The sequence below is a fragment of the Gordonia sp. NPDC003376 genome (genome assembly GCF_053589235.1).
Genome location: NZ_JBSFRM010000001.1, coordinates 321,930 through 342,241, shown reverse-complemented (window position 1 = coordinate 342,241; position 20,312 = coordinate 321,930). Strand labels below are relative to the sequence as shown.

Here is a 20,312-nt window from a genome sequence, read left to right as displayed (position 1 = left end):
ATGCTAGGTCCCGGCTCGACCATCGCGGGGTGTCGGCGGTGCTCGGTCTCGTTTCGACCAGGGTGGGTGTCAGCGGGGCTCGGTCTCGGTTCAACCATCGCGGGTGGTGGTGTCCGGGCTGTCCATCAGCCGGGCGAGCAGGTTGCGGTGGTAGAAGAACTCGGCGTCGATGTCGGACGGTGGCGGTTGCTCACCGAAGTGGACGCGGCGCGCGCCGGCCCGCAGGAACACGCAGCACCAGACGACACCGGCGAACACCGAGAACCATCGCAGGTCGGCGAGTTCGACGCCGGTGCACTCGAGATAGAGTTCCCGGACGTCGCCCTCGCGCAGGAAGTCCGGCATGCCTGGGAGGCCGGCCATCTCGGCGAGCTCCTGGAAGACGCTGTGGGCGAAGATCAACCACGAGACATCGAGTTCGCGGGGGCCAAGGCAGGCCATCTCCCAGTCGAGCAGGGCAACGGGGGCGAAGTCCTCGTAGATCACGTTGCCGATCCGGGCGTCGCCCCAACAGAGGACCGGCGGCCGGGCGGCCACGTCGTCGGGGAAGTTGGCCGTCAGCCATGCGAGTGCGCCCTCGGCCAGTGGAGAACGCCCGACGGATGCCGCCGACGACTCGTACCAGTCGGCCAGCCACCCGAGGCGGCGATGCAGTGCGTCGGGACCGGCAGGCATCTGCTCGTCGAGGAAGCCGAAGGCGGTGGGCGCATCGGTGATCGAGTGCAGCTCGGCGATCCGATCGATCGTCGAATCCTGAACCCTCCGTTGCTGTTCCGGGGTGGCGTCGAAGAGCCAGTTGGTACCGAAGGTGTAGGGCATCACATCGGGTGGGATCAGGCCGTCCACCCGGTCCATCAGGAAGAACGGCGAGCCGAGGACCGAGCCGGTGGTCTCGAGATGATGCGTCCGCGGGATCGGCACCGCGGTGCTACGGGCGAGGATCGACATCACCTCGTACTGGTGATCGAGGCGATAGTGGTCGAACACCGGGATGTCTTCTGGGCGTGGCTGCATCCGCATCACCCAGCGTTCGGATTCCGGGTGGTGGCCGGAAGGCCATGTGGCGTCGACCATCACGGTCTCCGACGACATGCCGTTGGCGTCGGCGCCGGCGTCGACGGTCAGGGCGGGACGTACCCCGGTGTCGGCGGCGAGATGCCCTGCCAGGATGTCGGCGACGGCGGCGATGTCGCGTGCGGAGCGTCGAAGATGCATGAGAAAACCTCCCGCCGGTCACGCTACGTCGAGACGCGTTGCGGACGGGAGGTTTTGGCCGGACCGCTTGCTCAGCTCCGGACGAAGTCGAGCAGGGCGGCGGTCACCTCCTCGGCGTGGGTCCACAGCAGGCCGTGCGGCGCACCCTCGATCTCCACATAGCGCGCCGCCGGGACGGCTTCGTGGAAGGGGCGGCCGGTCGCGTCGATCGGCAGGATGTTGTCGGCGGTGCCGTGCAGGATCAGCGTCGGCTTGCCGGAGTCGCGAACCACGGCGACATCGGGGCGGAAGTCCTCGATCCAGGTCGGAACCACCTTGTAGGCGGCGACCGGCGCACTCGAGACCGCGGTGTTCCAGTTGGCGTCGACGACCTCCTGTGAGATACGGCTGCCGAGGTTCTCGTCGAGGTTGTAGAAGTTGCCGTAGAACTGCGTGTACCACGCGTAGCGATCGGTGTAGGCGGCGGTGTGGATGCCGTCGAAGACCTCTTTGTCGACGCCGGTCGGGTTGTCGTCGGTCTTGAGCAGGAACGGTTCCAGGGAGGCCAGGAACGCGAACTTGGCCACTCGTTCATGGCCGTGGTTATGGGCGTAACGTGCGAGTTCGCCTGTCCCCATGGAGAAACCGACGAGGATGACGTCGCGGAGGTCGAGGGTCGTCAGCACGGTGTCCAGGTCGGCGGCAAAGGTGTCGTACTCGTATCCGGTACCGACTTTGCTGGATTGGCCGAATCCGCGGCGGTCGTAGGTGATGACGCGGTATCCGGCGTCGATCAGCGCCCGGCTCTGCAGTTCCCAGCTGTGCCCGTTGAGGGGGTAGCCGTGGATCAGGACGACGGCCTGACCGGTGCCGTGGTCTTCGTAGTACAGCTCGATGTCGGTCGAGTTCTCGGTGCCGACGGTGATGTAGCCCATGGTGCTCCTCCTGGTCGGGGCGGCGAGAACGGGCGTTCTCACCACTGTCCGCCAGCGTAGAGAACGCGCGTTCTCAGTGCAAGGGTATCGATCGGTGAGAAGGTATGAGCGTGACGGACAACGTGCGAGAGCAAGTGGTGGAGGCGGCCGACCGGCTGTTCAACGCCTACGGCGTGCGCGGGGTGGGCATGGACCGCGTCCGCGACGAGGCCGGGGTGTCGCTGAAGAAGCTCTACTCGGTGGTCGATTCCAAGGAAGACCTGGTGCTGGCGGTCCTGGAGAACCGCAGCCGGCAGTGGGCCCGGGGCATCGACGCGGCGGCGGCGCAGGTCGACGGGCCGCGGGCGAAGCTGCTCGCCATCTTCGACTTCCTGCTCGACTGGTTCGCCGACGACGAGTTCCGCGGATGTGCGTTCATCAACGCGTTCGGTGAGCTGGGTGGTCAGATGCCGGCGGTCGTCGATGCCGTCCGGGAACAGAAGGCCGAGTTCGGGCGCTACGTCGACCGGCTGGCCGACGAGATGGGCGCCGCACCGAGCCTGGCGCCGCAACTGTCATTGCTGGCCGAGGGGGCGCAGACCACTGCGGCCATCGCCGGCGGCGTGGACGCCGCCCGCGATGCCCGCGCCGCCGCCGAGGTGCTGATCGAGGCCGCCTTGCGCTGATCGGGACGGGTGCCCCGACCAGGCCGGTATCGGATCACGCAGGTGTCGGATCAGGCCTTGACCTCGGGGTCCTTGCTCTCCGGATCGGTGGATGCGATCCGCTGTGCCCAGCGGTACAGGCCGACGACGAACAGGATGAACACGGCCAGGCCGAGCCACTTCGCGTAGTCGTCGAAGCTCTCCCCGACCACGTTCAGGGTGTCGTCGCGTCCGCTGACCGCGACGATCCCGGCGAACACCACACCGAAGAGGCTCTCGCCGACGATCAGGCCGGTGGCCATCAGCACGCCGATGCGCTTCTTGTGCTCCACGTTTCCACCGGACCGCTCGGCCCACTTGTTGTAGCCGACCCCGAGGAAGGCGCCGATCGGGATGATCAGGGTCAGCGACATCGGCAGGTACATGCCCATGCCCACGGCCAGCGGGGGCAGACGCAGACGATCGCTGGTCCTGGCCAGCACCTCGTCGACGATGATCACGCCGACACCGATCAGGGCCCCGATGCCGAGCAGGCCCCAGTCGAGGGAGCCGCCGAGCACGCCGGTGGCCAGATCCGACATCAGCCGTGCCTGGGGTGCGGCCAGGGCGTCCTCGCCGGCACCCGGCGCACCCGCGAATCCGAAGGCGTTGCTCATCAGTCCGAGGACCGGCGGGATGATCGCGGCACCGAACATCACACCGATGATCAGGGCGACCTGCTGCTTCCACGGGGTGGCACCCACCAGCTGACCGGTCTTGAGGTCCTGCAGGTTGTCGTTGGAGATGGTCGCGATGCCGAACACGATCGACGCGGTGAACAGGGTGAACGCGATCAATGGCAGCGTCTGGTCCTCGGACGAACTGCCGAACACTGCCTTGACCAGGATTGCCGCGATCAGCACGACCAGGATACCGACACCGGAGATGGGGCTGTTGGATGATCCGATCAAGCCGGCCATGTAGCCGCACACCGCGGCGATCAGCAGGCCCGCGATGACGACGAAGACGATCATGGTGACGATCAGCGCGGCCGACGAGTGCGCGATGCTGGTGTCCTGCACGAAGTCCCACAGCATGAACCCGATCGGGATCAACAGGACCAGGACCGTGCCGCCGACATAGGTGATCGGGATGTCGCGCTCGGTGATGTCCACATCGACCCCGGCCTGCCGGGACCGCATCGACGTCATCGAGTTGCGGATTCCGGTGATGATCGGGCCCATGATCTTGATCAGCGTCCAGATCGCGGCGGTCGCGATGGCACCGGCGCCGATCAGCCGGACCTCGCCGGAGAACGCGGACGAGATCACATCGCCGATGGCGGGTCCGTTCGCGAAATCCCCCCACGTGCGGACCGGCAGCAACACCAGGAACGAGATGACCAGGCCGACCAGCATGGCGATACCGACGGTGATGCCCACGAGGTGACCGATACCGATCAGCGCGAGAGACAGGCTTGCGCCGAACATGCTGCCGCCGGCGCCGATCTTGTACACCGCAGACAGCGAGTCGCTGACCAGTCGCATCTTGGCGAGCAGGGCGAACAGTGCCGAGGCGACGGTGCCGATCAGGATCGTCCACAGTCCGGCCTTGTTGCTCTGCGCCCCCTCGGAGGTCTCGCCGACCTTGAGGACCTCGGCCGCGGCCACCCCCTCGGGATATGGCAGGTCCGAGCCGGTGACGAGCGCCCGGCGCAACGGAATGGAGTACATGACGCCGAGGACACCGCCTACCGCGCAGACCGCGAGGGTGGTCCAGTACGGGAAGCCGACCCACCAGCCGATCATCACCAGGCCGGGGATGACGAAGATGATCGCCGACAACGTGCCCGCCGCGGAGGCGACGGTCTGCACGATGTTGTTCTCCACGATCGAGTGGTCGGAGAACGCACGAAGTACCGCCATCGAGATGACCGCGGCCGGGATCGCGGTGGCGAAGGTCAGACCGACCTTGAGGCCGATGTAGGCGTTGGCCGCGGTGAACACCAGAGTGATCAGGCCACCGAGGATGATCGCGCGAATCGTGAGTTCACGGATACCGGAGCCGGCCGTCCGGGCGGGGGCCGAGGTGGATTCGGACATATCAGCCCTTCGCGTCGACGGTGGGTCGGACAACACCCTATGCCCCGGGGGCCGTAGGGGCGTCACGCATCCGGAAGTGTTGTGCGATATCCGGATCTGTACCACCGCCACCGCTGGGCACGGGGTCACCCGTACGGTGGTGCAATGGCCCGAACCATCGCCACCACAGACACCGTCGAGCTCACCGCCCTGCTCGAGTTCGTCCGACCCCGCCACCGAATGCTGTTGGGTACCATCCGCGCCGACGGGCGCGTGCAGTTGTCACCGGTCAGCGGCGGCGTCGACGAGCAGGGACGCCTGGTGATCGCGACCTACCCGGGACGCGCCAAGACCACCAACGCCCGCCGACGCCCCGCCGACGCCCCGCCGTCGCCGTCTGCGTCGTCTCCGACGAGTGGAACGGCCCCTGGGTGCAGATCGATGGCACCGCCGAGGTTCTCGACATGCCCGACGCCGAGGACGGTCTGGTCGACTACTTCCGGTCGATCGCCGGAGAACACCCGGACTGGGACGAGTACCGTGCGGCGATGCGACTGCAGAACAAGTCGCTGATCCGCGTCACCCCGGCCTCGTGGGGGCCGATCGCGACCGGTGGCTTCCCGGCGGAGGTCGCCGCCGATCTCGACGCTCGCGACGCACAGGGCTGACCCGCCGGGATCAGGCGGCCCGGATCAGGCGAGCGTCTCGGCGATCGCCTGATCGAGGATGTCCACACCCAGACGCAGCTCGTCGTCGGTTGCGGTGAGCGGCGGCGCGATCCGGAATGTGCCGCCGAGTCCGGGCAACTGCACCACGTTCATGTGCAGGCCCAGCTCGAAGCATCGGCGGGTGATCGCGGCGCCGAGTTCGTCGGAGGTGGCGGCGTCGGTGTCGGTCAGTTCGAGTCCCTGGAGCAGACCGCGGCCACGGATGTCGCCGACGATCCGATGGCGGCGTGCGATGTCGAGCAGTCCGCTTCGGAGGAGGTCGCCGGCCTCGGCGGCGCGGACGTCGAGACGGTCGCGCTGCAGGACGTCGAGAACGGTGTTGCCGACGGCGGCCACGAGCGGGTCGGACACGTGGGTGGTGAAGAACAGGAATCCGCGATCGTGGGCGATCTGTTCGATCTCCGACGACGTGATGGTGGCCGCGAGTGGTAGTCCGGCGCCGAGGGTCTTCGACAGGGTGAGGATGTCGGGGACCACGCCGTCCCGCTCGAAGGCATACCAGGAACCGGTGCGGCACAAGCCCGTCTGTGCCTCGTCGAGGATCAGCAGCATGCCGCGCTCACGGCACTTGGCCGCCAGGGCGGCGAGGTATCCGGGTGGCAGGTCGATGACGCCGCCCGAAGACAGGATGGGTTCGACGATGCATGCGGCCAGCGATCCGGTGGACTGGGCGTCGATCAGCGCGAACCCGAAGTCGAGCTGACGTTGCCAGTCGAGGGTGCCGTCCGGGTGGGTGAAGTCGGGGCGGAAGGCATCCGGGGTCGGGAGCGCGAAGTTGCCCGGACCGACCGGCCCGTACCCGCTGCGACCTGCGCTGTAGGTGGCGGCGGCCGCAGCGGCGGTCATGCCGTGCCACGACCGGGCGAACGACACGATCTCGTGTCTTCCGGTGACCAGTTTCGCCATGCGGATGGCGGCCTCGTTGGACTCCGCGCCGGTGGTCAGCAGGATCACCTTGTCCAGCGGGTCGGGCAGAGTGTCGGTGAGCCGCTCGGCGAGGTCGAGGACCGGTTGACTGAGCATCCCGCTGAACAGATGGTCCAGGGTGGCGATCTGATGGCTCACCGTGGCCACGATCTCCGGGTGCGAGTGTCCGAGGATCGCCGACATCTGACCGGATGTGAAGTCCAGGATCGGTCGGCCGTCGGCGGTGTGGACGAAGCTGCCCTGGGCCCCGCTGATCAGCTCCGGGGAGATGGCGCCGCCGTACCGGATCAGGTGGCGGGTGAGGTCGGGCGCCGTGACCGGCTGCGGATCGGTGATGGCCATGCGAACACCGTACGACCGTCTTCCGGTCCGACGCCGGATGAACCGACGCGTCCGGACCGCAGCGCCTTCTGACCACCGAGTAAGATCCGGTGGCATGCCGAACTCCTCGACCGCCACGCCGGTTGCCCCCGGCTCGCGTCTCGACGGCGCCCGGATGGTGCTGCGACTACTCGGCGGGTATCAGGTGCAACCCGACGTCCAGACCCCGCATACGGTGCTGCACACCGGTGAACACCGGACCCTGCGTCGCTACGGCGGCCTCGAGGACCAGCGCGTCGCCCGCGCCTCGGGCCGCCCCCCGGTCCTGCTGGTGCCACCGCTGGCAGTGCCCGCCCGCTGCTACGACCTCGGCCCCGGGCAGTCGGTGGTGGCCGGGCTGCTCGCCGCCGGCCGGGTTCCCTACGTCGTCGACTTCGGTGACGTGGACCGGTCCGACCGGCATCTGGGGTTTGCCGACTACTTCGACGACATCGTGCCCGAGGCGATCGGCCGGGTGCTCGCCGATCATGCCGATGCCGACCGTGATGGCCCTGGGGCGGTCGACGTCGTCGCGTGGAGCCTCGGCGGCACCATCTCGATGCTCACCGCGGCTGCACATCCGGATCTGCCGATCCGGTCGATCACCGCGATCGGTACGCCGCTGGATTACGATGCCGTGCAACCATATCCACTGGTCAAGAAGCTGATGGCGCCCACCGGCGGCAAGCTCGTCACCGTCGCGTTGCACCTGCTGGCGGGGATTCCGGCGCCGCTGGTGCGGATCGCGTACCGCGGGACCGCATGGCAGCGGGAGCTCAAGAAACCGGCGTACATCGCGCGTAACGCCGCCGACGTCGATGCGCTGGGCCGGATGCAGGTGATCGACCGCTTCCAGAACTCGATGCCCGGCTACCCCGGCAAGGTGGCGGTGCAGATGTGGGAGAACCTCGTCTATCACGGCGAACTCGCCGGCGGGGTGGTGGACTTCGACGGTCGGCGCGTCGACCTGACGTCGATCGCGATGCCCGTGCAGCTGTTCGGCAGTCATCGGGATGCCATCACCAGTTGGGCCGCCGCCAGGCACGGTGTCGAGATCCTGGCCGACGCCGAGGTGCACTTCACCACCGTCGAGACCAGCCACCTCGGGCTGATCGCCGGCGACGTCGCGACCACCCAGACCTGGCCGCGCGTGGAGACATTCCTGGGAGACCTCGACGCGCGGTGACGACGTTCGAGGTGGGTGCGGACATCGTCATCTCGCGGGGTTTCGACTCGGGTCCTCGCCTGGCGGCTCGGTCCCGGCTCAACCATCGAGAGGGGTTGTCAGGGTTGGTGGTTGAGCCGATTCGGGTGCTCGCCTGGCGGTTCGGTCCGGGCTCGATCATCGAGAGGGGTTGTCAGGGTTGGTGGTTGAGCCGATTCGGGTGCTCGCCTGGCGGTTCGGTCCGGGCTCGATCATCGAGGGTGGTTGTCGGGGTTGGTGGTTGAGCCGACGAGGAGCGTAGCGACGAGGCGTGTCGAAACCTCCGCCGGCCGATCTGGTGGCGTGGGCGCGTCTGGTGTTGGTGGCGGACATCGTCATCTCGCGGGGTTTCGACTCGGGTCCTCGCCTGGCGGCTCGGTCCCGGCTCGACCATCGAGAGTGGTTGAGACGATTTGGGTGCTCGCCTGGCGGTTCGGTCCCGGCTCGACCATCGAGAGTGGTTGTCAGGGTTGGTGGTTGAGCCGATATGGGTGCTCGCCTGGCGGTTCGGTCCGGGCTCGATCATCGAGGGTGGTTGTCGGGGTTGGTGGTTGAGCCGATTCGGGTGCTCGCCTGGCGGTTCGGTCCGGGCTCGATCATCGAGGGTGGTTGTCGGGGTTGGTGGTTGAGCCGACGAGGAGCGTAGCGACGAGGCGTGTCGAAACCTCCGCCGGCCGATCTGGTGGCGTGGGCGCGTCTGGTGTTGGTGGCGGACATCGTCATCTCGCGGGGTTTCGACTCGGGTCCTCGCCTGGCGGCTCGGTCCCGGCTCAACCATCGAGAGTGTTGTCGGGGTTGGTGGTTGATCCGATATGCGCCGTTCTCAGACGGCTCGGTCCCGGCTCGATCATCGAGGGTGGTTGTCGGGGTTGGTGGTTGAGCCGACGAGGAGCGTAGCGACGAGGCGTGTCGAAACCTCCGCCGGCCGGGATCTGCAGCGCGACGGTCACACGGGTCGTCGGCACAGTTCGACCCACTGGTGGACCAGTGGTACCACGCCGGCTCCTTCGCCGCTCGCCGACGCCACCCGTTTCATGGAGCCGGCGCGGATGTCGCCTGCGGCGAAGACGCCCGGCGCACTGGTGGCCAGCGGGTTGGGTGGCAGGCCGTCCGACCACAGCTCCGGGGGAACATCCCGGCCGGTCAGGACGAATCCGCGGGGGTCGCGGGCGATCTCGTCGGGAATCCAGTCACAGTGCGGTTCGGCACCGATCAACAGGAACAATCCGCCCACGCTGCGCCGCTCGTCTGTGTCGGTGTGGTTGTGCCGCAAGGTGACCCATTCGAGTGCGCCATCCCCGCCACCGTCGACGACGGAACAGTCGCCGCATACGGTGATGCGCGGGTAGAAGGCGATCTCGCCGATCAGGTACTGCGACATCGTCGACGCCAGGTCGGGCCGTCGGATCACGATGGTCACCGATCGGGCGAAGCGGGCCAGGTGGATCGCGGCCTGGCCGGCGGAGTTCCCGCCACCTACCACGATGACATCGCGGCCTTCCATCTCCCGCGCCGCCGACATCGCTGCGCCGTAATGGACACCCAGTCCCACAAGGTCTTCGAGCGCCGCGATACCGAGCCTGCGGTAGGCGACACCGGTGCTGATCAGCACCGCATGAGCGCACACCTCGCCACCGGCGGTGTGCAGGCGATGCGGGTTGCCGGGGAAACCCACCTCGAGGCCCTCGACGGACCAGCCGGAGTAGATGCGGGCACCGAATCGTATCGCCTGGGTGCGCGCCCGCTGTGCCAGCCGCATCCCGGAGATGCCGCGGGGAAAGCCCAGATAGTTGCGGATCATCGAGCTGGTCCCGGCCTGGCCACCGATCGCCGACTGCTCGATCATCACCGTCGAGAGTCCTTCGCTCGCCGCATAGACCGCCGCCGCGAGTCCGGCCGGGCCGGCGCCCACGATCGCGAGGTCGGCGACCTCCTCCTCGGTGACGTCCGACGGTCGGCCGTAGAGCAGTACCGATACATCCCGGGCCGACTCGGGGACGATCACCGTCCCGAGCGCACGGCTGATCATGGACTGCACCAACGGGTATCGCGGCTCGCCCTCGTATGCGTCCGCGTAGGCCGCCCCGGCCTCGCGTCCGGCCGGACTGTCGGGGTGGTGGGTGCGGTACGGCATCCCGATACGGTCCAGCAAGTCCCGGATCTCCAGTGTCAGCGGGGATTCCGACGGTGTGACGATCCGGATGGCCTCCACCACCGGGGCTGCGATCGTCGAACCCCAATCGGAGAGCATCTCGGTGATCGCGTAGTGGAACTCCTCGTCGCGCGCGCCCCGAGGGATCAGGAGCAGCGTGTCGAACTTGCCCTTGCGCAACGCCGGATGCAGTTGCGTCGACCGCACCGCGAAATGTTCCCACCCGACCACCACGACCCGCCGCGCGGTCGGGACGATGCTGCGGAAGGTGTTCAGTGCCTCGAACAACGGCATGTCGGGCAGGTCGGAATCGACGACGATCAGCGCGACCGGGGAGCCGGCGGCGGTCAGCGTCGCGAGTGCGGCGATGGCCTCCACCGCGGTGGCCGCGGACCGGACGTCGTAGTCGCGACGATATCGACCGAACTCGTCGGTGAGGGCGTCGGCGTGGTCGGTGGAGACCAGCAGGATGATCGGGGTGGTCATGATTCGCGTGCGTCGGCCATGGGATCCAGTGTGGCAGTGTTCGGCGGACGGTGCCGGGCGGTCGGCGTCGACAACCGGACGATGATCGGGGGAACGCGTCTCGCGGCGGCATGGGACCGGGCTCCGCGTAGGCTCGAGCCCATGCGTATCGATCCCTCGGTTCCTGCAGTCGCCGTCGGCCTCGTCGGCGGTTATGGCGTCGCCCGCTACACCGGGCAGCGTCCACTCGGCGGCGCGGTGCTCGCCGCCGCCGGTGCCTACAGCGCCAACCGGTGGCGTCGGCGTGGCCCCGCGGTCACCGCGGGATTGCTCGCCACCTATCTCGGCGCCTTCGGTGCCTCCCACCCGTTGGCCAAGAAGATCGGCGCCTGGCCGTCGGTGGCCGTGGTGACCGCCGCGACGGTCGCGGCCACCGCTGCCCTGACCCGCGGAGAGTGAGACTCTCGGTTCAGTTGTCGGGGATACCGATGCCGGCCAACGCCGGTACCGGGTCCTCGTGCTCGCGCAGCGACACCGCGGCCCGGCGGAACTGATCGAGTCTGCCGATGATCGTCTGCCCGACGGGAGTGTGCCCCCAGATACTGATGCCCTGGTGGGTGCGCGGCTCCCAGGTGGACTCGTCGACGACGATCGGTTTCCAGCCCACCTCCCATTCGAAGCCGGACGGGCTCTGCGCGTAGAACGACAACTCCTTGTCGTTGGTGTGCTGTCCCACCGACAACGCCATGCCGAACCCCAACTGTGTGACGCGTTGGTAGGCGGCGGTGAGGTCGTCCAGCGAGGCCACCTCGACGTTCAGGTGCTGCACCCGCGTACGGATCGGATTGACCGGTAGCCCACGGACATTCGCGATGGCGATCGAGTGGTGACGCTCGTTGACCCGCAGAAACCGGATCTTGAGCCGGGCGCCACTGATGGTCTCGTCGATGTAGTCGGTGAGGCGGGCGTCGAAGACGGTGTTGTAGTAGCCGCGCATCTGCTGCGGCCGGGTCGAGGTGATGGCGACGTGTCCCATCCCCGACGCCCCGGTGACGAAGCCTCCGCGGATCGCCATGGCGAGGGGCCGGTCGGTGACATGTGGGCGGGTGACGATCTCCTGGGCGAGTCGGTGGGGGCCGGGGAACCGGATGAGCCGGTCGACACCGCGGATGGCGGTCTCCTCCTCGGAGCCGTCGACGGCGGGCACGCCGCGATCGACGACGCGGGCCACGACGCGGTCGAAGGACTCGTGATCATCGAGTTCCCAGCCGAGCGCGACGACGTCCTCGGCCGGACCGCGGACGATGATGAATCGTGTCTCGTGGTTGTCGAGGCGGAAGCGGATGACATCGGCCGAGACCTCGTCGAGGTGCATGCCGATGGCATCCCTGCCGAAGCGGCGCCAGTCGGCGAAACGTTCGGATTCGATGACGATGTACCCGAGATGGACGCTGCCGAACACCGAAGCCCCGGCCGTCGAATCGGTTGTGGGCGAGATCATGCTGGATTCCTCATGCATAGGTGCCGTCGAGGAAGTCTCCGACGATGCGGTTGAACAGATCGGCGCGTTCCCACTGAACCCAGTGACCGGTGCGGGCGACGGCGACGAGATCGGCGTCGGGCATCCGGTCGACCAGCATCTGTCCGCCGGACGGCCGGTTCACCTTGTCGTCCTGTCCCCACAGCACGAGTGTTCGGGTCTGCAGTTGTGCGAGCCGGGGGTCGCGGGTGAAGTCCATGCGCCACAACGTCTTCAATGCGCCCTTTCCCGAGGGGCGGCGCAGCGGCGGGTGCGCGATCACCTCCGGCTCGATCGAGGCCTCGTAGCGCTCGTCGATCACCGCGGCGGGGACGGCCTCCGCGTCGTAGACCAGGTGGTTGCGGATGAACGCCTCGAGCTTGTCACGACTGGGTCCGGTACCGGTGTAGTAGCCCAGCAATGCGTTGAGGCCCTTGGTCGGGACACCGCGGGTGGTGCCGATCCCGCCGGGGCCCATCAGGACGAGCCGGCCGACCCGGTGCGGGGTGTCCAGGGCGAGTCGTAGCGCGGCGGCACCACCGTAGGAGTTGCCCACCAGGTGTGCCTCCTCGATCCCGAGGTGGTCGAGGAGCGCGCGGACGGCATCGGCCAGTGCACCGAAGGGATCGGTGGTGTCGAGGTTCTTGCTGCTGCGCCCGTAGCCGGGCAGATCCGGGACGATGACCCGAAACCGCCGGGCCAGGACATCGATGTTGCGGACGTAGTTCGACAGTCCGGAGGCCCCGGGCCCGCCGCCGTGGAGCAGGACGACCGGTGCGCCGGAACCGATGTCGGTGTAGAAGACATCGGTCTGTCCGTTGACGGTGACGGTGTGCGCGGTGTCCGGTGTGTCCGGTGTGTTCTGGGCGGTCGACATCAGTGGTGTCCTCCGGTGGGGGTTGCGGTGGGATCGGGTACGTGCAGGCCGGCGGGTGGTGAGGGCAGTGGGTGCCCGGATTCGGCGGCGGCGTAGACGAATCCATCGGGACGCACCGCGAGCGTGGCCGCCGGGTGCCGGTCGAGCCAGGCGGTGAGCGCTCCGGTGTGATCGACGAGGTGATCGGGTCGCGCGGCCGACCCCGTCGGCAGGATGCCGATGACCGGGACGCCCGCGGATCGCCAGAGGTGGTGCGGCACTGACGGATCAGTGGTCAGGATCTGCCAGCGTCCGTCGAGCACGTCGTCGAAGCGGACGATCTCTCCCGACGCGTCGGTGACCGCGGGTTGCGGGAGCTGCCACCCGCGGGCGGGGTGGGCGATGTCGGTGAGGAGGCCATCTGCATAGTGCGCCTGCGGAATCCACTTGGCGTCGATGATCCATCGGCCGAATCGTGAAGAGCGGGAGGCCAGGCGGACCAGCCGGTTGCGGGCCGCGGCCACCCACGGACGGCGTTCGGTGATGAGCTTGCCGACGAAGACCGCATGGGCGGTGGTCTCCCGCAGATGCGGTTCGCGTTCGACCTGGTAGCTGTCGAGGATCGATGCGGGCAGGCTGCCGTCGATCACGGCGGTGAGCTTCCAGCACAGGTTGGCCACGTCGCGGACCCCGGAGGCCATACCTTGTCCGATCCACGGCGGCATGGCATGCGCGGCGTCGCCGGCGAGGAACACCCGGCCCACGCGCCACCGATCCGCGACGCGCACGTGATGGCTGTAGACCACCGCCCGGAGGATCTCGACGTGGTCGGGCGTGACGCCCTGGCCGCCGAGGATCCGCCAGATGGCCTCGTCCTGGACGAGCGCGTCCTCGTCCTCCCCGTCACGGACCGGGAACTCCCAGCGATGGTGTCCCAGGGGTGTCGGGCAGTCCACCGTGGGACGCTCCGGATCACAGTGGAATCGCAGGCGGGAACTGCCTTTCCAGTCGCGGGTGACCTTGGTGTCGATCACCACCCACCGTTCGGTGTAGGTCCGGCCCTGGTACCCGATGCCGAGCTGTCCTCGGGTCGCCGACGAACCGCCGTCGGCGGCGATGACGTACGAGGCGTGTAGTCGCACGAAGGTGTCGGCGTCGAGGTCGGCGGCGAGGATCTCGACGTCGTCCGGGCCGGGCAGGACCTTGAGACATTCGTGCCGGGTCAGCACGGTCACGGAAGGGAACCGCTCGACGCCGGCGCGCAGGGTGGTGTCGACGGCCGGCTGATAGATGAACTGCTGTGGGGGATGGCCGGTTCCGCGCGCGGTGGGTGCGACCTCGATGAACGGCCGGCCGTCGGCGTCGACGAAGGCGACGAGTCCGCCGGGCAGCATGTCGGCCTGCAGGCGCTCGTCGAGTCCGACGCGCTGCCAGATCCGCAGCACCTCCTCGTCGGTGGAGATGGCGCGCGCACGACCGTAGATGTCCGGATCACGTTCCAGGACGACCACCGTCAACCCGGCTTGCCCGAGCAGGTTGGCGGCGGTGACGCCGGTGGGCCCGTAGCCGACGACGGCGACGTCATAGTGCGGATGGTCTCGGTGTGAATGGTCTCGGTGTGAATGGTCACCGTGCGGATGGTGGGGCATGGGTCTCCCTCGACCGGGGTGCGTCCGCAGGGAGCGCCGGACGCGAAAGTTGCTGTAGTGATCGCTACGGTAAATGCTTGCCGGGAGAGGCGTCAAGGGGCTACCGTAGCGACCACTACAGAAAGTGGCCGACGAATCACAGGAGGAGGGTCGGATGGGTTCCACACCTCGGCGCACACGTGCCAACGGTGAGGCGTCGAGGGCGAAGATCCTCGACGCCGCAACCGAGATCGCCGCAGAGCGCGGCTACGAGGGCACCAGCATCGCGGTGGTCAGCAAACGCTGTGGGTTGCCGGCGAGCTCCATCTACTGGCACTTCGCCGACAAGGACGACCTCATCGCAGCGGTCATCGAGCGCAGCTTCGGGCGATGGCTGTCGGCGTGGTCGCTCGGTGACGAGGGTTCGGCGTCCGAGCGCGTCGCCGACCTGGCCATGAACGTCGCCAAGGCGCTGGCCGAGTCGCCGGATTTCCTCCGGCTCGGCCTGATGCTCGCGCTGGAGCGGCGTCCGGTGGAGCCCCGCGCCCGCCGGATGTTCGTCGAGGTCCGGGCGCAGGCCCTGAGGCGTTTGCGGGAGGCGGCTGTCGAACTCGCGCCCGATCTCGACGCCGCGGCGGTGGAGCAGCTCGTGACCTATGCGATGGCGGGCGCCGACGGGCTGTTCATCGCCAAGGAGATCGGCGGCGACTCCGTGGATCTCATCGCGCTGTTCGGGCTCCACGGACACATGATCCTGGACGCCGCCGCACGTCTGGCCGAGGACGGCCGATGACCGGGCCGGTCACCCGCCGATCATTGTTCGCCGCAGCCGGCGCGGCGGCGTTGGCATCCGGTGCGGCCCTGGCTTCCGAGGATGCGGTGGCACACGCCGCGCCCACGAGTCGGTACCGGATCGACCTGCACGCCCACTTCCTGCCGCCGGGATACCGGGCGTCGCTCATCGAACACGGGCATCTGACCATCGGCGGTTACCCGATCCCCTCGTGGTCACCGGAGTCGGCGATCGACTTCATGGATCGCTGGGGGATCGCCGCGCAGGTGCTGTCGGCGTCGGATCCCGGGGTGTCCTACCTCCATGGCGAGGACGCCCGCGACATGGCCCGGTACTGCAACACCTACGCCGCCGGGCTCGTCCGGACCCACCCGGCCAGGTTCGGCGCGTTCGCCGTGCTCCCGATGCCCGACGTGGCGGCGTCGATCACGGAGTTGGCCTATGCCCTGGACACCCTGCATCTCGACGGCGTCGTCCTGCTGAGTGCGTATGACGGTGTGTACCTGGGGGATCCGCGGTTCGAGCCGCTGATGGCCGAGCTCAACCGACGTCGGACATTCGTGTTCGTCCATCCCGCCATGGTCCCGGCGAACGCCAAACCCGAACTGCCGCTACCGGATTTCCTCGAGGAGTTCACCTTCGACACCACGCGGGCGGCCACGCTGATGCTGGCCGGCGGTACCTTGCGGCGATATCCCGGGATCAGGTTCCAGCTGGCCCACGCCGGCGGGACGCTGCCGTTCCTGTCCTGGCGGATCGGGGTGGCCGCGCAGACCCCGGTCGCCACCCGATGGCCCGCCGGCGCGCCCCGCCCGTCGGCGCTCGACGTGGCACAACTGATCCGCGGCTTCTACTTCGACACCGCGTTGAGCGCCTCGGAGGCCGCGATGCGCAGTGTGCTCGCGGTGGCGCCACGCTCGCACATCGTCTTCGGTTCGGACTGGCCGTTCAGCCAGGCCGTCTACCTCGACGGCGGCGGTGACCCCGCACCGGGGTTGAGCACGGTGTTCACCGCGGCCCAGCGGATGGAGATCGAACGCAGGAACCCGCTGCGGGAGTTGCCGCGACTCGCGAGTGTGGTGGGATGAGCGACCGCGGTGCCCGGTGACCGTGTTCGGGCGCCCGGTCAGTGGGTTGTGATGACAGAATCGGTGCTGTGCGCTCAACGGATCCCGGCCGTGTCGGCCGTCCCCACGTGGTCATCATCGGTGCCGGCTTCGGCGGGATCAACGCGGCACGACGCCTGCGCGACGCCGATGTCTCGGTGACGGTGATCGACCGCGGGACCAGTCATCTGTTCCAGCCGCTGCTCTATCAGTGCGCGACCGGGGTGCTGTCGGAGGGATCGATCAGCACGCCCATCCGGCACCTGCTCCGCCGACAGCGCAATGCCGAGGTGTACTGCGCCGAGGCAACCGGCATCGACCCGGTCGCCAGGACGGTGACCGTGACCCGGATGGACTCGTCGGTGGCCGAGATCGACTACGACTATCTCGTCGTCGCGGCCGGGATGCGTACCTCCTACCGCGGCAACGAGCACCTGATCGACCACGCCATCGGGATGAAGACCCTCGACGACGCACTCGCCATCCGGCGCAAGATCATCGCCGCGTTCGAGGTGGCCGAGACCCTGTCCGACCCGGCGGCCCGCACCCCGTGGCTGACCTTCGCGGTGGCCGGCGGTGGCCCGACCGGCGTCGAACTGGCCGGGCAGATCCGGGAACTGGCGACACTCGCGCTCGAGCGCGAGTTCCGCTCCATCGACCCCGCCGAGGCCCGGGTGCTGTTGTTCCACGGAGCCGACCGGGTGCTGCCCTCGTTCAGCGAGACGTTGTCGGCGCGGGCGCAGGCGACCCTCGACGAGATCGGCGTGGAAACCCATCTCGGCGTGCACGTCACCGATGTCACCGCCGACGCGGTGCAGACCACCGACAAGATCACCGGCACGATCACCACCTATCCGGCCCACACCACCCTGTGGACCACCGGTGTCGAGGCGGTGCCCTTCGCCGGTGCGCTCGCCACGGCGCTCGGCGTCGAGCAGGCGCGTGGCGGCACCATCCCGGTGGGCGACGACCTGTCGGTGGATGGGCATCCGGAGATCTTCGTCGTCGGCGACATGAGTTCACACCGTGGGCTTCCCGGCGTCGCCGAGGTGGCGATGCAGGGCGGACGGCATGCCGGTGCGGTGATCGCGGGCCTCACGGCCGGCGGTACCGACCGACCGGGATTCCGTTACCGCGACCTGGGTAGCGCCGCCTACATCGCCCGTCGTCACGCGCTCCTCGAGGCCGGGCGGGTCCGGCTGTCGGGGCGGATGGGCTGGATCGCGTGGGGTGCCATCCACATCGCGTTCCTCGCCGGCATCCGCAACCGGGCCGGCACCGTGCTGGTCTGGGCGACGTCGTTGATGACCGATACCCGGCGAGAACGGGCGATCACCTACGGCGATCCGCAGACCGCTCGAAAGTCGTTCTGAGACAAGGTGAATCCCGGGGCGGGAGGCGGGATCACCGGGCCGCGAGTGCGGTGTCGAGCCAGTCGAACATGCGCTCGGCGGTGAGTGCCCGCCCCATCGGCTGACAGTGTCCGCTCGCACCCTCGGCGGCGGTGAAGTCGACGACGTCGGTGCGGGCACTCGTCATCATCGCCGCCAGCCGCTCGGACTGCCCGGGCCAGAACTGCTCGCCCTCGGGCGAGGTGATCAGCATCGGCGTGGTGATCTGCGCGGCCATCTGGTCGGTGAGGGTGTACTCGCGGACCCGCTGCAGCACATCGAAGTAGTGGCCGTCCGAGCCGTATGGCCGGGCCCGCCACTCCCACATGCGTTGCAACGCCTTCTGTCCGGTCATGCCGAGTTTCATGTCGCGGTCGAACTTCGTCGCCGCGGTCGGGTCGTCGAGCATCGCGACCAGTGACTTGGGCATATGTGTCAGCCACGACGCCGAGACATCCACCACCCCGGGGTCGGCGACGGCCGCGGCATACCGGTGCTCGACGGCCAGCGCTCGCGGCACCCAGTAGCCGGCCTGGCTGATGCCGTAGACCGCGAGCCGATCCGGATCCACCTCTGGCAACCCCAGCAGGGTGTCGGTGACCGGGGTCAGCACCGCCTCCCAGTCGGGCCGGAACCCCATCCCGTGTTCGAACAGCATCGACTGCTGGCCGGGGCCGTCGAACAGCAGGACGTTGTAGCCGCGTTCGAGGGCTGCGCGCGCGCCGGCGCACCACACCGCCGACACCGATCCGTCGCTGCCGTTGACCATCACCAGCGTCGGCCGGAGGCCACCGGTGGTGGCTCGATCGGGACCGACGAACCACCCGGGCAGTGTGGTTCCCTCGTACGGGATCTCGATGCTGCGGGCGGTGAACGGCCCGCACTCGAGGAACCCGTCCCAGGCGGCGCGGTGCTCGGCGAACACCGCCAGCCGGGCGCTGTCGGTGCCGATGCCGTCGAGCCCGTCGAAGGCGGTCGACAGATAGTTAGCCGCCCGCAGATAGGCCGATGCGGCGCTGATCGTGTGGCCGCCGGCCTGCGCGGCCCGTGCCGACGACGCCACCCGCCGGCCCAGCGCCAGCCATGCGTCCGCCCATGCGTCGGGGTGGCCGTCGCCGAGGCCGTCGATGGTGGTCAGTACCTCGCCGGCGTCGGAGCCACCGGAGGCGGCATACCCCAGGAGGAGCCGGACCTCGAAGTCACGGCCGTCGTCGGGGTAGAAGCCCCGCGAGTAGGCGCGATGTGTCGGGTGCCGAAGTTCCATGTGGTCTCCTCACGACGTCCCCCCCGCCATAGTGTGCTCGTTCGGAACCGGTCGTGCAGTCGTACTACGGTCAGTGCAGACAATCGGGCAGTGCAGACAATCGGGACGTGCAGACAATCGGGACGTGACCCGACACCCCGGGCTCAGGAGGCCAGATGTTCGCGATCGGTGTCATTGCCGCATCCCTGGCGGCGGTGGCCTACGGGCTGTCGACGGTCCTGCGGGCGCTCGGGGCCCAGCGGGCCGCCCGCGCCCAGGGCGAGGCGGCATCGGCCAAGTCGACCCTGGCGGCGTTCACCGACCCGGCATTCCTGGTGGGCACCCTGCTGGTGATGATCGGCTTCTTCGGCGGCGGCGTCGCGGCCCGGATGCTGCCGCTGTTCCTCTCACAGACCATCGTCTCGGCGAACCTCGTGATCACCGCACTCCTGGGTACCGTGCTGCTCGGCACCACGTTGCGCGGCCGCGACTGGGCGGCGATCTTCCTCGTCGTGGGCGCCCTGTGCATGCTGGGTGCCTCCGCCGGACACGAGGCGACCACCAAGGCGTCGTTCACCTTCCACTGGTGGCTGTTCGGCATCACCACCGCCCTCGCGCTGGTGGGACTGGTGATCCTGACCCTGCTCAAGGAGCGCGGCGCCCTGTTCGGTGGCGCGCTGTCGGGGATCATGTACGGCGCCCTCGCGGTGGCCGCCCGAGTCCTCGAGGGCATCCACCCCTTCGACCTGCTCACCCTGATCACCGACCCGGCCGCGTGGACCATCGCGATCGGAGGTGCGGTCGCGTTCTACGTTCAGACCGTCGCCCTGCAGCTCGGCCCGGTGAACGCCGTGACCGCCGTGCTCGTGGTGGGCGAGACCGGCGGACCGTCGATCATCGGTGTGCTGTTCCTCGGCGACAAGGCAGTCGACGGTCTGCAATGGATGGCCTACGTCGGCTTCGTCGGCGCGATCATCGGTGCGGTCACCGTCGCCTGGCTGACCACCATCGACGACCCGGGCAGCTCCACCACCGCCGATACGCCCGATCCCACGCGGCGGGCGCCGCTCCTCAAGGGCGCGGACACGCCGACCTAGACTGGCCGTC

16 protein-coding genes and 1 pseudogene are annotated in these 20,312 nt (G+C 68.5%); 8 read left to right on the top strand and 9 right to left on the bottom strand.

Annotation, left to right across the window (positions count from 1 at the left end; translation table 11 throughout):
• Positions 1-90 precede the first annotated feature (90 nt).
• Positions 91-1,215: a phosphotransferase family protein gene (locus ACWDUA_RS01465; RefSeq protein ID WP_449749225.1), complete on the bottom strand. Its 1,125-nt coding sequence runs from the start codon at positions 1,213-1,215 to the stop codon at positions 91-93.
• A gap of 71 nt (positions 1,216-1,286) precedes the next feature.
• On the bottom strand, positions 1,287-2,129 hold the full coding sequence (locus ACWDUA_RS01460; protein ID WP_449749224.1) for an alpha/beta fold hydrolase: 843 nt from the start codon (positions 2,127-2,129) through the stop codon (positions 1,287-1,289).
• Between the two features lie 104 nt (positions 2,130-2,233).
• Here ACWDUA_RS01460 and ACWDUA_RS01455 point away from each other — a divergent pair, with 104 nt between their 5' ends.
• On the top strand, positions 2,234-2,794 hold the full coding sequence (locus ACWDUA_RS01455; RefSeq protein WP_449749223.1) for a TetR/AcrR family transcriptional regulator: 561 nt from the start codon (positions 2,234-2,236) through the stop codon (positions 2,792-2,794).
• A gap of 50 nt (positions 2,795-2,844) precedes the next feature.
• Here ACWDUA_RS01455 and ACWDUA_RS01450 read toward each other — a convergent pair whose 3' ends face one another.
• Positions 2,845-4,854, bottom strand: a complete 2,010-nt coding sequence (locus ACWDUA_RS01450) for an OPT family oligopeptide transporter (RefSeq protein ID WP_449749222.1) — start codon at positions 4,852-4,854, stop codon at positions 2,845-2,847.
• 144 nt (positions 4,855-4,998) lie between these two features.
• Here ACWDUA_RS01450 and ACWDUA_RS01445 point away from each other — a divergent pair.
• Positions 4,999-5,501 (top strand): annotated as a pseudogene (locus ACWDUA_RS01445) (PPOX class F420-dependent oxidoreductase).
• A 24-nt stretch (positions 5,502-5,525) separates the two neighbouring features.
• On the opposite strand, the gene ACWDUA_RS01440 reads toward ACWDUA_RS01445, so the two are convergent.
• A complete protein-coding gene (locus ACWDUA_RS01440; protein WP_449749221.1) occupies positions 5,526-6,830 on the bottom strand; it encodes an aspartate aminotransferase family protein in 1,305 nt (434 codons plus the stop codon).
• Positions 6,831-6,924: 94 nt separating this feature from the next.
• On the opposite strand from ACWDUA_RS01440, the gene ACWDUA_RS01435 reads away from it, so the two are divergent.
• A complete protein-coding gene (locus ACWDUA_RS01435) occupies positions 6,925-8,034 on the top strand; it encodes an alpha/beta hydrolase (RefSeq protein WP_449749220.1) in 1,110 nt (369 codons plus the stop codon).
• Positions 8,035-8,998: 964 nt separating this feature from the next.
• Here the strand turns inward: ACWDUA_RS01435 and ACWDUA_RS01430 are convergent.
• The gene (locus tag ACWDUA_RS01430) at positions 8,999-10,690 is read right to left on the bottom strand and encodes an FAD-dependent oxidoreductase (RefSeq protein ID WP_449749219.1); all 1,692 of its coding nucleotides are present in this window, start codon (positions 10,688-10,690) and stop codon (positions 8,999-9,001) included.
• A gap of 141 nt (positions 10,691-10,831) precedes the next feature.
• Here ACWDUA_RS01430 and ACWDUA_RS01425 point away from each other — a divergent pair, with 141 nt between their 5' ends.
• Entirely contained in the window at positions 10,832-11,128 is a 297-nt protein-coding gene (locus ACWDUA_RS01425; protein ID WP_449749218.1) for a hypothetical protein, read from the top strand.
• Between the two features lie 10 nt (positions 11,129-11,138).
• On the opposite strand, the gene ACWDUA_RS01420 is transcribed toward ACWDUA_RS01425, so the two are convergent.
• The 3 genes from ACWDUA_RS01420 to ACWDUA_RS01410 are packed head-to-tail and all read right to left on the bottom strand — an operon-like array spanning position 11,139 to position 14,693.
• Positions 11,139-12,170 (bottom strand): VOC family protein, encoded by a 1,032-nt coding sequence (locus tag ACWDUA_RS01420; protein WP_449749217.1) that lies wholly within the window; start codon positions 12,168-12,170, stop codon positions 11,139-11,141.
• 10 nt (positions 12,171-12,180) lie between these two features.
• Positions 12,181-13,065: an alpha/beta fold hydrolase gene (locus ACWDUA_RS01415; RefSeq protein WP_449749216.1), complete on the bottom strand. Its 885-nt coding sequence runs from the start codon at positions 13,063-13,065 to the stop codon at positions 12,181-12,183.
• On the bottom strand, positions 13,065-14,693 hold the full coding sequence (locus tag ACWDUA_RS01410; RefSeq protein WP_449749215.1) for a bifunctional 3-(3-hydroxy-phenyl)propionate/3-hydroxycinnamic acid hydroxylase: 1,629 nt from the start codon (positions 14,691-14,693) through the stop codon (positions 13,065-13,067). Before ACWDUA_RS01410 ends, ACWDUA_RS01415 begins: the two co-directional genes overlap by 1 nt.
• Positions 14,694-14,847: 154 nt before the next feature.
• On the opposite strand from ACWDUA_RS01410, the gene ACWDUA_RS01405 reads away from it, so the two are divergent.
• From ACWDUA_RS01405 to ACWDUA_RS01395, 3 genes are all read left to right on the top strand, one after another.
• Positions 14,848-15,465 (top strand): TetR family transcriptional regulator, encoded by a 618-nt coding sequence (locus ACWDUA_RS01405; protein ID WP_449749214.1) that lies wholly within the window; start codon positions 14,848-14,850, stop codon positions 15,463-15,465.
• A complete protein-coding gene (locus ACWDUA_RS01400) occupies positions 15,462-16,553 on the top strand; it encodes an amidohydrolase family protein (RefSeq protein WP_449749213.1) in 1,092 nt (363 codons plus the stop codon). Before ACWDUA_RS01405 ends, ACWDUA_RS01400 begins: the two co-directional genes overlap by 4 nt.
• A 68-nt stretch (positions 16,554-16,621) precedes the next feature.
• Complete coding sequence (locus tag ACWDUA_RS01395) at positions 16,622-17,944, top strand: NAD(P)/FAD-dependent oxidoreductase (RefSeq protein ID WP_449749212.1); 1,323 nt, start codon at positions 16,622-16,624, stop codon at positions 17,942-17,944.
• Positions 17,945-17,975: 31 nt separating this feature from the next.
• Here ACWDUA_RS01395 and ACWDUA_RS01390 read toward each other — a convergent pair whose 3' ends face one another.
• The gene (locus tag ACWDUA_RS01390; RefSeq protein ID WP_449749211.1) at positions 17,976-19,226 is read right to left on the bottom strand and encodes an alpha/beta hydrolase family protein; all 1,251 of its coding nucleotides are present in this window, start codon (positions 19,224-19,226) and stop codon (positions 17,976-17,978) included.
• Between the two features lie 155 nt (positions 19,227-19,381).
• On the opposite strand from ACWDUA_RS01390, the gene ACWDUA_RS01385 reads away from it, so the two are divergent.
• Positions 19,382-20,302 (top strand): hypothetical protein, encoded by a 921-nt coding sequence (locus ACWDUA_RS01385; RefSeq protein ID WP_449749210.1) that lies wholly within the window; start codon positions 19,382-19,384, stop codon positions 20,300-20,302.
• Positions 20,303-20,312 lie beyond the last annotated feature (10 nt).